Source organism: Paraburkholderia sp., from assembly GCF_050742655.1.
Classification (GTDB): domain Bacteria; phylum Pseudomonadota; class Gammaproteobacteria; order Burkholderiales; family Burkholderiaceae; genus Paraburkholderia.
Genome location: NZ_JBOIGG010000017.1, coordinates 136569 through 151526 on the forward strand (window position 1 = coordinate 136569; position 14958 = coordinate 151526).

Below are 14958 nucleotides of genomic sequence, written 5' to 3' on the forward strand. Positions count from 1 at the left end.
GTCATCATGCTCGCCATTATCACGTAGATGGCGTAGATGGCGTCGGGGAAGCCGGCTGCCCGACGCTGACGCCGATCATTTCGAGCTGCATCAGCACCATATTGACGAGCCCGGTAACCGACGGACGTCCGGTCTCGATGACGAAATGCGCGCATTCGCGATACAGCGGATCGCGCGCGTCGTACAGCGCCTCGAGACGTGCTTTCGGGTCTTCGGTCTGCAGCAGCGGGCGATTCTTGTCGCGGCGCGTGCGCAGCCACAGGTCGTGCGGATTCGCGCGCAGATACACGACGATGCCGCGATTGCGCAGCGCGTCGCGATTTTCGGGCCGCAGCACCGCGCCGCCGCCCGTCGCGAGCACGATGTTGTCGCGTCCGGTCAGTTCCGCGATAACCTGCGCTTCGCGATCGCGAAAACCGGCTTCGCCCTCGTGCTCGAAAATCAGCGGAATGCGGGCGCCGGTACGCGCCTCGATCTCATGGTCGGAATCGAAAAACGGGCGCTCCAACCGACGCGCCACGGCCCGGCCCACGGTGGTTTTGCCTGCCCCCATGAGTCCTACAAAAAATACATTGGCGTGTGCGTCCCGCGGTTGCAACGTTATCCTCTGGTAATCCGATAGTTCGTGCCGCAGCTTACTGGCAAAGCGACTGCCTTGTCGAGCCTGCGCCGGCGGCCGCCTCACTGGGCTCGCACCACGTGCGGCGTGATCAGCACCACGAGTTCGTCGTGCTGGTCGTGATGCGCGCGATGCCTGAAAAGTGCGCCTAAAACCGGTATTTTGCCCAGGAGCGGCACACCCGTCACATCGTCGCGATCATTCTGCTCGTAGATTCCTCCGATCGATACGGTTCCGCCGTCCTCCACTTCGACCCGCGTCTGCACGTGTTTCGTGTTGATCGCAGGGCCCGCCGCGGTCTGTTCGCCGACGCTGTCTTTCGCAACGTCGAGATCGAGCACCACGTGGCCGTCGGGCGTGATCTGCGGCTCGACCTCCAGCTTCAGGCTCGCACGGCGAAACTGTACGCCCGACACGCCCTGCCCGACTTTTGCCTGATACGGCAACTCCGTGCCCTGTTCGACGATCGCTTTCGTCCGGTCGGCGGTGACGACGTTCGGACTGGATATCGTCTCCCCGCGCCCCTCGGCTTCCAGCGCGCTCAATTCGATGTTCAGCAGACGGGTGGCGCGCGCCGCGAACAGCGACAGCCCCGCCGTCGCCGCATCGAAGCCGGAAATCGGCCGGGCCGTCAGGTCGAACAGCTTCCCTTCGCTGCCGCCGACCGCACCGGTGCCGGCTCCATCCGCGGCGGTATTGGCGAGCGCCATCCGCACGCCGAGATTGCGCGAGAACCCCTGCTCCCCTTCGACGATGCGCGCCTCGATCAGCACCTGACGCGTCGGCCGGTCGATCGAAGCGATCAGCTGCGCGATCTGCGCGAGCCGCGCATCGAGATCGGTGACGAACAGCAGGTTGGTGCGCGGATCCGCCATCAACGAGCCGCGCTTCGACAGGACGCGCTGGTTGCCCGCCGCACCGAGCAGGCGCCGCACGTCGTCGGCACGCGCGTAGTGCAGTTCGAACACACGGCTCACGAGCGGCTCGAGGTCGGCGGCCCGCGCGTGCGCTTCGAAACGCTGCCGCTCGCGCGCAGCGAGCTCCGCAAGCGACGCAACCCAGATCACGTTGCCGCGTCGCTCCATTGCAAGGCCGTTGACGTCGAGCAGCGTATCGAACGCATTGCGCCACGGTACCTTGTCGAGCTTAAGCGATACGAAGCCGCGCACTTTCTCGCTCGACACGATGTTGAGCCCCGTGAACCGCGCAAAAGCGTTCAGCACGGCGCCCAGTTCAGCGTGCTGAAAATCCAGCGTGATCGGTTTGTCGGCGGGCAGGTTGGGGGTTTCGTCGTGAACGGCGGACGTCATTCGCTGCACCGGTGGAAGAGGTGTAGGCGGCCCTTCGAGTGGATCGGGCGGCGTTGAAGCAACCGGCAGATATGGAGTCGCAGCGGCGGTGCCGTTTTCATCGACGGGACCTTTTTGCACCGCCTCGACGGTATCGACGGTATCGGCGGTATCGGCGGTATCGGCGGTATCGGCGGTATCGGCGAACGGGTTCGGTGTACTTCCACTTCCGTCCGGTATGCCACGCGGCAGCGGCGGCATGCCGGTCGACGAGACGATGTCGTCGAGCGGCATGCGCTCGGGCAGCGGCGGAACGACCGCATGAGCAGTCCATGCGATCGCCGCGACACACACGGCCACGCAACGCACCGGAAACGCGACGCTCATCGCGCATCCTTCGCGAGCGTCAGTTGCCTCGCTCCCAACGATGTCGCGAGCGTGAGACCGGCGGCGTCGATGTGCGTCACGCGCCCGTCGCCGATCTGCTGCCCTGGCGCGGCGGCAATCGGGCCGTCGTCGGTTTCGACGAGCGCTAGCGCATGCACGCGATCGCGCAGCAGCCCGACGAGCCGCAGACTCGCACCGGCCGATTCGTCGACATCGGCGGCTCGCGGTGAAAACGGATCGTAGAACACGACCTCCGGCTCGTCGTCGGCATCCGCGGCGGCGTTCGATGCGCGTGCAAGTGCGGTCGCGGCCGGCGGCAAGCGGCTGAACACCTGCAGCGTCGCCTTCACCGAAAGCATGCCGCCGTCACGCGTGATGTCGACGTCGGACGGCACGACGAGCACCGGCAGCGCAGCCAGCCCGGCGACGAACTGCATCAATTGCGCGAAGTCGCCCCGCGCGTCGAACTGCACCGGCCGCATGGTATCCGTGGCGGAGCCGCTCTCGGCACCTGGCTCGAGCGAAACGAGCGCGAGCCCGGATTCGTCGGCGAGCCGCGACAACGTACGCACGTCGTCTGCGGAGGTCCAGACCGGGGGACGCGCACGCTGTGCACGCGCGAGCGCATCGCGACGCAGCGCGGGCAACTGCGTCGTCGCCTGCATTGCCTCCGCGAGACGACGCTGCCCATCGGCGAGCGCAGCGCGGCTTGCATCGAATCCGTCGACGTCGGCCGACCGCCATCCTTGCACCCCGAGCACGAACGCGGCAAATGCGACAACGAGCGCGACGACCAGGCGGCGTTGCGCGCTCCATGCTTCGAGCGGTACGCTCAACCACGCCCACCCATCCGCGAAACGCGCGGGCCCTCCACGCCCTGCATCGAAACGGCCCATCACGGTCGTACTCATCTCACGCCTCCCGAACGAGCGACGGACATGCGATACGGCACACCCGCCACATCGTCCTTCGATCCTGCCCAGCGCACCGTCACGCCGAATTCGAACGAACCGTCGGCGACGTCCTCCTTGCCTCGACGCGCATTCATTCCCCGATGCGGATCGCTCGCGTCGGCGCCCTGCACACCGCGGACGCCGTCGAGCCGTTCGATCCACGCCGCGGACAGCGCACGATCCGCCGCCCGCGCGACGAGATCGGTCTGCTGCGCGCGATGCCGGATGCGCTGCACCGCGATGCCGGATGCGGGCTCGTTGCTCAGCACGTCGAGCAGATCGCGCAGATGACTGAGCGAAGCGGAACGTGCCGTCGCATCGGCAATATCGGATCGCGCCGCGCTCGCATCGCGCGAAAGGCGCGCATGCTCGGCAAGCGGCGCGGCCAGTTGCGTGAGCGCGCGCTCGACGGCCGCTCGCTCGCTGTCGATGCGCGAGCGTTCAACCGCGTGCCATCCCGCGAGCAGCAGGACACACAAGCTTCCCGCCAGCACGGCGACACCGCATTCGACGACGCAGCGCCGTCGCGCACGCAACGCATTGCGACGGCGGTACGGCAGTAGATTGAACCCGCCGATCCATGGCACGCATGGCGGCGACCCTGCACGGGTGCGCGCGTCCTTCATTCGAAGACCCCGCGCAGCGCGAGTCCGAATGCGACCGCGTAGGCGGGCTCGTGCAGCAGTTCGATGGCCTGCGCCGCGATGCCGTCGCCGAACGTCACGCATTCGAACGGCAGCACGGTGCAGCCGAGCACGTCGCCGATATCGGCTATGGAAAAGCCGATGCCGTCGAGCAGTTCGAGTTCTCCGCCGACCAGTGCGCAGCCGGGCGCATTCTCGCGCACGAGATCGCGCAACGCATCGGCGAAACCCGCATACCCGGGCGCCGGATAGCGGATCTCGCCGGCCATCGCTTCGCCCGCGATGAGCCACCCATGCACGCTTTCCGTACCGACCCACAGCGCGACGTACGGTTCGTTCGGCGCCAGTTCGCAGGTGGCCGCATAACGCAGCGCACGCAGTGCCGCATGCGGCTCGCCGTCGAGCGCAGTCAGCGAGATGCCCGCCGACGCCGCGCATTCGACACGCGCTTCAAGATGCGCACGACCGGCGGCGGCAATCGTCACGTGGCCTTCATCTTGAGCGTTGTGTGCCGCATCTTCGACGAACCAGTCCACTGCGAGCGCGTGCCGCTCGATGCCCGCGATCCGTTCGGCCTCGATCATCACGGCGGGCTCGAGCACGGCATGCGCACGCCGGCTCGTCGCACGCATGCCGCCGCCGAACTGCGCGAGCGGCACCGTGGTAGTGGCAATCGCGGACGCAGGCAGCCCCATCGCGCAACTCATCGTCTGCGCGGCACAACGCGACGGCAAGCCGGCATACAGATGCCGCAATGCGCGCGACACCGCCGTACGATCCACCACATCCGCGCCCGCCATCGCACTGGACGCAAGCGGCACCTCGCCCACGTGCTCGAGCCGCACTCCGCCGCCGGCGCGCGACCGCCTGCTCAGCACGACGAGCCGCAGTGCCTGCTGGCTCACGTCCACGCCGGCCGCGAACCGCCGCGCCGGCAATAACAACGAACTCCCGAACGCCATCGCGCCTCCATCCCGTTGCGTCCCGCGACGAACCATTCGTGCACGGGCCTGATGACGCATTGTGCGAAGCGGGCCGTTCGCGCGATATTCGCGCCGGACGGCCAACACAACGTTCGACGTCGTGCGCGCAGCGGCAAAGCGGCTAGAGTGGAGTCATCCCTGCACGCGAGCGCGCTCGAAGTAAGCGCGCCGAAAGCCGCAAAACCGGGCGGCTATAATCGCGGGACTGTTTTTTGGTGTTCATATGCAATCCACGTCTCCTACGTCCCCGCCGCCCGCACCGGAAAAGCGCAAGCGTCCCCTCTGGCTCAAGCTCCTGCTCGGCTTTGTTGGGCTAATCGTCGCGGGTATCGTGTGCGGCTGTCTCGTGTTGGGTTACGCGCTTGTTGTCGCGACGCCGAACCTGCCGTCGCTCGATGCGCTCACCGATTACCAGCCCAAGGTGCCGCTGCGCATCTACACGGCTGACCACGTGCTGATCGGCGAATTCGGCGAGGAGCGCCGCGACGTCGTGCACATTCAGGACGTGCCGGATAACCTGAAGAAGGCCGTGCTCGCGATCGAGGACGCCCGTTTCTACGATCACGGCGGCGTCGACCTGACCGGCATCGCGCGCGCGGGCTTCGTCGCGCTGACGAATGGCCACGCCACACAGGGCGCGAGCACGATCACGATGCAGGTCGCGCGCAACTTCTTTCTATCCAGCGAGAAGACCTACACGCGCAAGATCTACGAGATGCTGCTCGCGTACAAGATCGAATCGAAGCTGACGAAGGATCAGATTCTCGAGGTGTACATGAATCAGATCTATCTCGGGCAGCGCGCGTATGGCTTCGCGAGCGCCTCACGCGTGTACTTCGGCAAGGACATGAAGGATCTGACGCTGGCCGAATGCGCGATGCTCGCCGGGCTGCCGAAGGCGCCATCGGCGTACAACCCGGTCGTGAATCCGAAGCGCGCGAAGGTGCGTCAGGAGTACATCCTGCAGCGCATGCTCGAGCTGGGCGACATCACACAGGAACAGTACGACGCCGCCGCGCGGCAGCCGCTCGTCGTGAAGGGCGCGGGCAAGGAGTTCAGCGTGCACGCGGAGTACGTCGCGGAAATGGTGCGCCAGATGATGTACGCGCAGTATCGCGAAGAGGCGTACACGCGCGGGCTGAACGTCGTCACGACGATCGACTCGGCGGACCAGGACGTCGCCTATCGCGCGCTACGCAAAGGCCTGATGGACTACGAACGCCGTCACGGCTATCGCGGACCGGAAGCGTTCATCGATCTGCCCACCGACGCGGACGACCGCGAGCAGGCCATCGACGATGCGCTGCTCGAGCATCCCGACAACGGCGAAATCATCGCAGCCGTGGTCACTGCCGCGACGCCGAAGCAGGTGCAGATCACGTTCATCGATGGCAATACCGCGACGATCGAAGGCGACGCGCTGCGCTTCGCGGCGTTCTCACTCAGTGCGCGCGCACAGCCGAATCAGCGCCTGCGGCCGGGCGCGATCATTCGCGTCGTGAAGGGCGACGACGGCAACTGGTCGATCACGCAGTTACCGCAGGTGGAAGGCGCGTTCGTGTCGGTGGTGCCGCAGGACGGCGCGATCCGCGCACTCGTCGGTGGCTTCGACTTCAACAAGAACAAGTTCAACCACGTGACGCAGGCGTGGCGCCAGCCGGGTTCGAGCTTCAAGCCGTTCATCTACTCTGCTTCGCTGGAAAAGGGCCTCGCCCCGGCGACGATCATCAATGATGCACCGCTCTTTTTCAGCGCCGCCGAAACCGGTGGCCAGGCGTGGGAACCGAAAAACTACGGCGGCGGCTTCGACGGTCCGATGACGATGCGCACCGCGCTGCAGAAGTCGAGGAACCTCGTGTCGATCCGGATCCTCAACCAGATCGGGACGAAATACGCGCAGCAGTACATCACGCGGTTCGGCTTCGATGCGGATCGCCATCCGGCCTATCTGCCGATGGCGCTTGGTGCCGGCCAGGTCACGCCGCTGCAGATGGCGGGCGCGTTCTCTGTATTCGCGAACGGCGGCTACCGCGTGAACCCGTATCTGATCGCCGAGGTCACCGACCAGCGCGGCATCGTCGTCGCGCACGCGCAGCCACTCGTCGCGGGAGAAAGCGCGCCGCACGCGATCGACGCGCGCAACGCCTACGTAATGAACAGCCTGCTGCAAAGCGTCGCGCAGCGCGGCACCGGCGCGAAGTCCAACGTGTTGAAGCGCACTGACCTCGCCGGCAAGACCGGGACGACCAACGATTCGCGCGACGCGTGGTTCGCCGGTTATCAGCACACGCTCACGGCCATCGCGTGGATCGGCTACGACAATCCGCGCAGCCTCGGCGATCGCGAAACGGGCGGCGGGCTCGCGCTGCCAGTGTGGATCGACTACATGGGTCGCGCGCTGAAGGGTGTACCCGAGTACCGGATGCCGATGCCCGACGGCGTCGTGACGCTCGGCGACGAGCTGTACTTCGAAGACTTCACGCCGGGGCACGGCTTCGTCGCGACGGTCGGCGTGAGCCAGGCATCGCTCGACGCCGGCGCAAGCGGCGCGTCAGGGGCCGCACCGCAGCAGGTCGGCGAGCAGGAAAAGCAGGACATCATGAATCTGTTCCGCAGCCACTAGGCTGCGGATTGAACAACGGCGGAGAAACCTCAGAGAAACCGCGGCGAAGCTGCCGCGGCTACGGCTTGAAGCGGACCGGCTCGCCGGCCTGCTGGGTCGCGTAATCGGACAGCGCCGCGAAAAATTCCGTGCCGCTGCGCGTGTCGCGCCATTCGCCGTCGGTAAAACGGAAGTGGAAACCGCCGGACTTCGCGGCGATCCAGATCTCGCGCATCGGCGGCTGCAGGTTCACGATAATCTTCGTTCCGTTCTCGAATTCGAGCGTCAGCACATTGCCGCTGCGTTCGAATTCGATGTCGGCTTCCGTGTCGTCGAGTGTGCGTTCCACGACCGTGAGTACGGCCTCTGCGCGGGTCAGGTATTCATGATCGGACATGCTAAACTCCAATGATTGATTATTCAGGGACAGTCATGCGAGTCGTCTTCCGGATGAGCGCGATTGTAGCGGCTTTGGCCATTCTCGCAGGTGGCGCATTAAGCGGCTGCGGTCAACGCGGCGCGCTCTATCTGCCTACCGTGCCGCCGCTGCCGGCCAGGCCGGTCGAACAAACCCGGCCACCCGCCACGCCGTCGCCCGACGACGTCAAACCAGATTCGGAAACCGCATCGGGCACCGTGCCGGATACATCGGGCACGCCGCTATCGCTGTCGACCGATAGCGAACTGCGCAACGCACCGGCTTCCGACGCTGCTGCATCGACGCCGCAACCGTCTTCCGGCACTCTCACCACTCAGTAAAGCTTCGCATGACTCAATCAGCATTCGAGTATGTCGACGGCGTGCTGCACGCCGAAGGCGTGTCCACCGTTTCGCTCGCCGACCAGTTCGGCACGCCGCTGTACGTCTATTCCCGCGCGGCGCTCACTGCGACGTGGCAGGCCTACACCGGCGCGTGCGCGGGACGTCGCGCGACGGTCCACGTCGCCGTCAAGGCGAACAGCAACCTCGCCGTGCTCAACGTGTTCGCGCGACTGGGCGCCGGCTTCGACATCGTGTCGGGCGGTGAACTCGCCCGCGTGCTCGCGGCCGGCGGCAAGGCGGAAAACACGGTGTTCTCCGGCGTCGGCAAGAGCGCAGCCGAAATGCGCGACGCGCTTGCGGCCGGCGTCAAATGCTTCAACGTCGAGTCGATTCCCGAGCTCGATCGGCTGAATGCGGTTGCCGGCGAGATGGACCGCACGGCGCCCGTGTCGCTGCGCGTGAATCCGGACGTCGACGCGAAGACGCATCCGTACATTTCCACCGGGCTGAAGTCGAACAAGTTCGGCGTCGCGTTCGACGAAGCGCGCGCCACTTATCGCGCGGCCGCGGCGATGCCGCATCTCGACGTGGTTGGGATCGACTGCCACATCGGCTCGCAGATCACCGAAATCGCGCCGTACCTCGACGCGGTCGACAAGCTGCTCGAACTGATCGGGCAAATCGAAGCCGACGGCGTGACGATCAAACACATCGACGTCGGCGGCGGCCTCGGCATCACCTATGCCGACGAAACGCCGCCGGACATCGGCGAGTTCGTCCGCATGCTGCTCGACCGGATCGAAGCGCGCGGCCACGGCCATCGCGAGGTCTATTTCGAGCCGGGCCGGTCGCTCGTCGGCAACGCAGGCGTGCTGCTCACGCGCGTCGAATTCCTGAAGCCGGGCGAGGAAAAGAACTTCGCGATCGTCGATGCGGCGATGAACGATCTCGCCCGTCCCGCGATGTACGGCGCGTATCACGCGATCGACGCTGTCGTGCAGCGCGACGTGGCCGCGCATCGCTACGACGTGGTCGGCCCGGTATGCGAGAGCGGCGACTGGCTCGGCCGCGACCGCGACCTGGCCGTCGAAGCAGGCGATCTGCTCGCGATCCGCTCGGCCGGTGCGTACAGCTTCGCGATGAGCTCGAACTACAACACGCGCCCGCGCGCGGCCGAAGTCATGGTCGACGGCGACGCGGCGCACGTGGTCCGCGCGCGCGAGACGGTGCCGGAGCTATTCGCGGGCGAGTCGGTTTTGCCGGCGTGATTCTGCTGAGATAAGCAGCCGTCCCGATGTGCACGGCGACATGAAAAAAGCGATGCATCAACGCATCGCTTTTTTTGTTTTCTGGAGCCGGTCAGTTCACGCCTTCGCCCGCTGCGCGACGCGCGCCTTCAACCACACCGCGAGCCGCCAGCCGAGCAGCACCACGACAATCGCGCCGTAGATCTTCGGCAGCAGCAGGTCGTGCTTGCCGGCCTTCATCCACCAGAAATGCAGGATCGCCAGCGCACCGATCACGTAGATCGCGCGATGCAGCGTCTGCCAGCGGCGCCCCAGCTTGCGCACCATCGCGCGCGGCGACGTGATCGCGAGCGGAATCAGCAGAACGAACGCCGCGAAGCCGACCGTGATGAACGGCCGCTTGCCGATGTCCTTCAGCATCTCCGCAACGTCGAACCATTTGTCGAACCACACGTACGTGGTGAAGTGCAGCGTCGCGTAGAAGAACGCATACAGACCCAGCATCCGGCGAAAGCGGACCAGTGCGGCGATGCCGGTCAGGCGGCGCAGCGGCGTGACCGCGAGCGTGATGCACAGGAACACGAGGGTCCACAGGCCGGTCGAGCGCGTGATGAACTCGATCGGGTTCGCGCCGAGCCGGTCAGTCAGACCGAACAGCACGATGCGCGCGAGCGGATACCACGCGGCGATGAACACGGCGATCTTCGCGGGCACGATCCAGTGGCCGACGCCGACGGCTGGCTGGCGCCGGGCGGCAGCAGCGCTAGAGCCGGAGGTCGCAGCCGGCGCGCGGGACGCGTCGCTGCGGGGAACGGTCGACGTATCGGTTGGCATGATCGGTCGGCTCAGAAGAACTTCTTCAGGTCCATGCCCTGATACAGCGACGCGACCTGATCGCCGTAGCCGTTGAACATCAGCGTCTTGCGTTTCGGCGTGAAGAAACCATCCTCGCCGATCCGCCGTTCGGTCGCCTGGCTCCAGCGCGGATGATCGACGTTCGGATTCACGTTCGAGTAAAAACCATACTCCTGCGGCGCGTACTTATTCCAGCTCGTATCCGGCTGCTTCTCGACGAAGCGGATCTTCACCAGCGACTTCCCGCTCTTGAACCCGTACTTCCACGGCACGACGATGCGGATCGGTGCGCCGTCCTGGTTCGGCAGCACCTGCCCGTAGAGACCGACCGTGAGGAGCGTCAGCGGATTCATCGCCTCGTCCATCCGCAGCCCTTCCGAATACGGCCAGTCGAGAATCGGCTGCGAGAGACCCGGCATCTGCGACGGGTCGGCCAGCGTGATGAACTGCACGTACTTCGCGTTGCCGGTCGGTTGCGCCCGGCGGATCAACTCGGACAGCGAAATGCCGATCCACGGAATCACCATCGACCAGCCCTCGACACAGCGATGCCGGTACACGCGCTCCTCGAGCGGCGCGAGTTTCAGCAGCTCGTCGATGTCGTAGACCTTCGCGTTCTTCACCTCGCCCTCGACACTCACGCGCCATGGCCTCGGCCGCAGCGTGCCCGCGTTCTGCGCGGGATCGCTCTTGTCGGTACCGAACTCGTAGAAGTTGTTGTACGTGGTGATGTCCTTGTAGGGCGTCACCTTGTCCAGCACGGTGAATTTCGGGTTCGTCTTCGCGGCAAGCTTCTGCGCCTTGCTGTCCGGCGATGTGTATGCCGCCAGCGCCTGGCCGTTCACACCAACCAACCCGCCGAGCGCGATCGCGCCCGCTGCCTGCAGCACGCGCCGCCGGTTCTCGAATACTGCCCTTGGCGTAATGTCGCTGGGCGCAATGCCTTCGCCGCGCACCGCGATGCCGCTCGCTCGCTTGATCCACATGTTGACCGCTCCATGGCGCCGCACGCCGTTCCGATGTCCATTCCGCCCGTTTTTGCGGGCTACGTTCAGGTGAACGCCGCCAACAGCCGGAATCATCCATCGCCAGAATAAAAAAACCGCCAGTGCGAGGCACTGGCGGTTATTGAGTCGTCGCAGCGCGGCGGATCTTACAGCTTGCCGTAGCTATGCAGCCCCGACAGGAACATGTTGACGCCGAGGAATGCAAAGGTCGTGACCAGCAGGCCCGTGAGCGCCCACCACGCGGCGATCGCGCCGCGCAGGCCCTTCATCAGCCGCATGTGCAGCCACGCGGCGTAATTCAGCCAGACGATCAGCGCCCAAGTTTCCTTCGGGTCCCAGCTCCAGTAGCCGCCCCACGCCTGGGCGGCCCACAGCGCGCCGAGAATCGTCGCGATCGTGAAGAACGCGAAGCCGACGGCGATCGATTTGTACATCAGGTCGTCGAGCACGTCGAGCGCCGGCAGACGATCGGCGAGAACGCCCCGCTCCTTGACCAGATACGCGACGCCGACCATCGCCGACAGCGCGAAGCTGCCGTAGCCGATGAAGTTCGCCGGCACGTGAATTTTCATCCACCAGCTTTGCAGCGCGGGGACGAGCGGCTCGATCTGCTGCGCGTCGCGTGCGATCGAATACCACATCAGGAAACCGACGGCTGCGCTGATGATCAGCAGCACGAACGCGCCGAGCGCCCGCGTGTTGTAGTGGCGTTCGTAGTACAGGTAGAACAGCGCCGTGATCAGACTGAACAGCACGAATACTTCATACAGGTTCGAGATCGGAATGTGGCCGACGTCCGCGCCGATCAGGTACGACTCGTACCAGCGCACCATCAGGCCGACGAAGCCCATCAGCACTGCGGCCCACGTCATCTTCGAGCCGATCGCGGCGCCCGTCGGCGAACGCGACAGCAGGCCGATCCAGTAGAACAGCGTGGCGAGCACGAACAACGCGCTCATCCACAGGATCGCAGACTGGCTCGACAGGAAATATTTCAGGAAGAACGCGGTATCGGCCCGTGTGAGGTCGCCGTGATACGTCTGGATCGCGAACAGCGACAGCACGGCGATGCCGGCCATCAGCAGACGCGCAGGCTTCCAGCGCCAGCCGAGCACGATCATCGCCGGCACCGCGCACACCAGCACCAGCTTGTCGTAGTAGTTCATGAACGCGTGGTAACGCGACAGCGCGAAACCCGCGCCGGCGACGAGCGCGATCGCGAACAGCCAGTCGGACGGACGCAGACGCTTCAGGAACGACCGTTCGTCGAGCAGCGCCGGGTCGGCGGGCTGGACGGCGGGCGTCGCTGGGCGGCTAGAGGCGGCCGGCCGCGAAGAGGGAGTGGAGGCTTGGGTCAGATCCATGTTCTTACCGGGTCGTATCGGGTGAGCTTGCGGACGGCGGCGCGCTGGGGGCGCCGGCTGTACCGGATGCGTCGGTCGGTTTGACGCCCAGCGCCGCACCGACAGCGTCGCGCGTCCGGGCAAACTCTTTTTCGAAATCGAGCGTCTTGCGTGCACTGGACATCGCCATCACGATGTCGACGCCGCGCTCACTGTCTTTCAGCCAGAACCACAGGCGCCGTTCGCGGACGTAGAACATCGAGAAGATGCCCAGCACGAGGAGCAGGCTGCCAAGATACACGACTTTTTTGCCAGGTGCGCGCGTCAGCTGAAATACCGAAGCCTGGATCTGTTTGAATGAATCCAGCTGCAGATAGACCGGCGATCCATACAGAAAGCTGTCGGAAATCGCGTTGATCGAGCTCTGCAGGAAGCGGCTCGTGTCTGCGCCGGGTGTCGCAGGCGCCTCGCCGATCTGTGCACGGTCCAGTTGCCACAGGTCCCACGTCGCGCCTTCGAGCATCCGCAGTAGCAGCCCGGCGGCCTTTTCCTGCTCCGCCTTCGGCACCGACCGGTCGATGAAACCCGCCACTGCCTGGAAGCCGCCGACGGTCTGGCCGCCGGCTGCGGCGGTGGTATTCGCATCGTCGCCCGCAAAGAGGGTCAAGACCCTTTCGGCGCTGTCCTGCAAATGCTGCTGCAAGTCGCGGTTCGCATCAGGCACCGAACGTGCGGCGAAACGCCGCGCCGCCTCGGCACGCAGCGCCGGGTCCTGGAACGCCGCGCGCAGGTTCATCCATTCCTTCACCGAGCCGCCGGCGTCGGCCGGAATGCGCAGATAGCGGAACGGGTCGCCCGGATTGGCCCGCATGCCGGCGAGGAACATCCGCTCGCCGCCGACATCGACGGGCAGCATGTAGTTGTTGTATTCGCGCGCCTGGCCGTCCTTGTCGCGCACCTTGTATTGCATCGACGGGCCGACGTTGTGCAGGTCGAGCGGCTTCGAGGTCTTCGCGCCGGAGCCGAGCCGCTCGTCGAACGCTTCTTTCAGCGTGCGGTGCGCGGTCACGCCACGCACATCGTTTTGCCCGCTGCCGTTTGAGATGTTCTCTACGTTGATCGCGCGGAAATCCGCGAACTCTACCGTCTGGCCGTTCGCGCCCGGCATGCTCGCCGCCAGCGGCACCGAATTGCCGATCGTGCCGGTGACGGGCATCGTCTTCACGGTGCCGCCGACCATCGGGTACGCGGTCATCTGCATCTGCGAGCCGCCGTCCTGGAAGCTCGATTGATAGATCGATACGCCGTCGTACGTGAACGGCTTGTTCACTTCGACGCGCGCGGGAATCTTCGCGCCCGTCTTGTGATCGATCACGACGATGTCGCTCGCGAAGAGCTTCGGCATGCCGGTCGAGTAGTAATCGACGATGAACTTCTTCAGCTCGATCGAGAACGGCAGGTCCTGGATCAGCGAACCGTCCTGCTGGTTCAGGATCGCCGTCGAGACGTACTGGCCTTCGGGCACCCACGCGTAACCGCGGAACGTGAGGTTCGACTGCGACAGACGATGCTCGGGCGGAATCTCGTTGATCACCGTGTTGCCGCGGATCGGCGTCTTGTCGAACAGCCACATCTGCAGCTTGATCGGCAGATTGCTGTCGAGCAGACCGCCGATGCAGATCACGACAAACGCGACATGCGCGAAGATGTAGCCGATCTTCGTCAGCGCGCCGCGCTTCGCCGCGATCAGCGTCGCGCCTTCGCTCTCGCGCGTGACGAACTTGTAGCCGAGTTTGCCGACGAGCCTCGAGAGCAGCGCCGCCGAATCGGCGCGTGTGCCCCCGACCGCGAATTCACCCTTGTGATGGAACGCGCGCAGACTGCCTTCGCGCACCTTGTCCTTCCAGCTCTTCATGTCGGCGATCATCTTCGGCGCGTTGCGGATCACGCACAGCGAAACCGACGTGACCAGAAAGCCGAGGATCAGCATGAACCACCACGCGCTGTACACGTTGTACAGCGACAGCGAGCGGAAGATGTCCGCCCAGAACGGGCCGAACTGATTGACGTAGTTGGGGTACGGGTCGTCCTGGGTCAGCACGGTGCCGATGATGCTCGCGATCGCCAGGATCACGAGCAGCGCGATCGCGAAGCGCATCGAACTGAGCAGTTCGACTGTAGTGCGTACGGCCCGCTGGCCCGACTTCAACTGCAAACCCGACGTGGTGACGCTCATTCAAACTCCAGCTGAACAGCAAAAAAGGGTG

The 14958-nt window shown here is 65.2% G+C and carries 13 protein-coding genes; 3 read left to right on the forward strand and 10 right to left on the reverse strand.

The window, feature by feature from the left end; genetic code table 11:
* Nucleotides 1-19: 19 nt before the first annotated feature.
* From ACREXZ_RS22955 to pilM, 5 genes are all read right to left on the reverse strand, one after another.
* On the reverse strand, nt 20-598 hold the full coding sequence (locus ACREXZ_RS22955; RefSeq protein WP_431766411.1) for a shikimate kinase: 579 nt from the start codon (nt 596-598) through the stop codon (nt 20-22).
* Between the two features lie 83 nt (nt 599-681).
* Entirely contained in the window at nt 682-2295 is a 1614-nt protein-coding gene (locus tag ACREXZ_RS22960; RefSeq protein WP_431766412.1) for a type IV pilus secretin PilQ, read from the reverse strand.
* Nucleotides 2292-3206, reverse strand: a complete 915-nt coding sequence (pilO, locus tag ACREXZ_RS22965; protein WP_431766413.1) for a type 4a pilus biogenesis protein PilO — start codon at nt 3204-3206, stop codon at nt 2292-2294. Before pilO ends, ACREXZ_RS22960 begins: the two co-directional genes overlap by 4 nt.
* Entirely contained in the window at nt 3203-3874 is a 672-nt protein-coding gene (locus ACREXZ_RS22970) for a fimbrial assembly protein (protein ID WP_431766414.1), read from the reverse strand. The genes pilO and ACREXZ_RS22970 overlap by 4 nt, the downstream gene beginning before the upstream one ends.
* Nucleotides 3871-4854 carry a pilus assembly protein PilM gene (gene pilM / locus ACREXZ_RS22975; protein ID WP_431766415.1) on the reverse strand — a complete coding sequence of 328 codons (984 nt, stop codon included), beginning with the start codon at nt 4852-4854 and terminating at the stop codon, nt 3871-3873. The genes ACREXZ_RS22970 and pilM overlap by 4 nt, the downstream gene beginning before the upstream one ends.
* A gap of 244 nt (nt 4855-5098) precedes the next feature.
* On the opposite strand from pilM, the gene ACREXZ_RS22980 reads away from it, so the two are divergent.
* On the forward strand, nt 5099-7498 hold the full coding sequence (locus ACREXZ_RS22980) for a penicillin-binding protein 1A (protein WP_431766416.1): 2400 nt from the start codon (nt 5099-5101) through the stop codon (nt 7496-7498).
* 58 nt (nt 7499-7556) lie between these two features.
* Here the strand turns inward: ACREXZ_RS22980 and cyaY are convergent, their stop codons facing one another.
* Nucleotides 7557-7874 carry an iron donor protein CyaY gene (gene cyaY / locus ACREXZ_RS22985; RefSeq protein ID WP_431766417.1) on the reverse strand — a complete coding sequence of 106 codons (318 nt, stop codon included), beginning with the start codon at nt 7872-7874 and terminating at the stop codon, nt 7557-7559.
* 35 nt (nt 7875-7909) lie between these two features.
* Here cyaY and lptM point away from each other — a divergent pair, with 35 nt between their 5' ends.
* Both lptM and lysA read left to right on the forward strand, forming a co-directional pair.
* The gene (lptM, locus tag ACREXZ_RS22990; protein ID WP_431766418.1) at nt 7910-8236 is read left to right on the forward strand and encodes an LPS translocon maturation chaperone LptM; all 327 of its coding nucleotides are present in this window, start codon (nt 7910-7912) and stop codon (nt 8234-8236) included.
* A gap of 8 nt (nt 8237-8244) precedes the next feature.
* Nucleotides 8245-9507 (forward strand): diaminopimelate decarboxylase, encoded by a 1263-nt coding sequence (gene lysA, locus ACREXZ_RS22995; RefSeq protein ID WP_431766419.1) that lies wholly within the window; start codon nt 8245-8247, stop codon nt 9505-9507.
* A gap of 96 nt (nt 9508-9603) precedes the next feature.
* Here lysA and msrQ read toward each other — a convergent pair whose 3' ends face one another.
* The 4 genes from msrQ to ACREXZ_RS23015 form a co-directional block, all read right to left on the reverse strand.
* Entirely contained in the window at nt 9604-10320 is a 717-nt protein-coding gene (msrQ, locus tag ACREXZ_RS23000) for a protein-methionine-sulfoxide reductase heme-binding subunit MsrQ (RefSeq protein ID WP_431766420.1), read from the reverse strand.
* Nucleotides 10321-10331: 11 nt separating this feature from the next.
* Nucleotides 10332-11327, reverse strand: a complete 996-nt coding sequence (gene msrP / locus ACREXZ_RS23005) for a protein-methionine-sulfoxide reductase catalytic subunit MsrP (RefSeq protein WP_431766421.1) — start codon at nt 11325-11327, stop codon at nt 10332-10334.
* A 167-nt stretch (nt 11328-11494) separates the two neighbouring features.
* Complete coding sequence (gene ccsB, locus ACREXZ_RS23010) at nt 11495-12712, reverse strand: c-type cytochrome biogenesis protein CcsB (RefSeq protein ID WP_431766422.1); 1218 nt, start codon at nt 12710-12712, stop codon at nt 11495-11497.
* A gap of 4 nt (nt 12713-12716) precedes the next feature.
* On the reverse strand, nt 12717-14927 hold the full coding sequence (locus ACREXZ_RS23015; protein WP_431766423.1) for a cytochrome c biogenesis protein ResB: 2211 nt from the start codon (nt 14925-14927) through the stop codon (nt 12717-12719).
* Between the last annotated feature and the right edge of the window lie 31 nt (nt 14928-14958).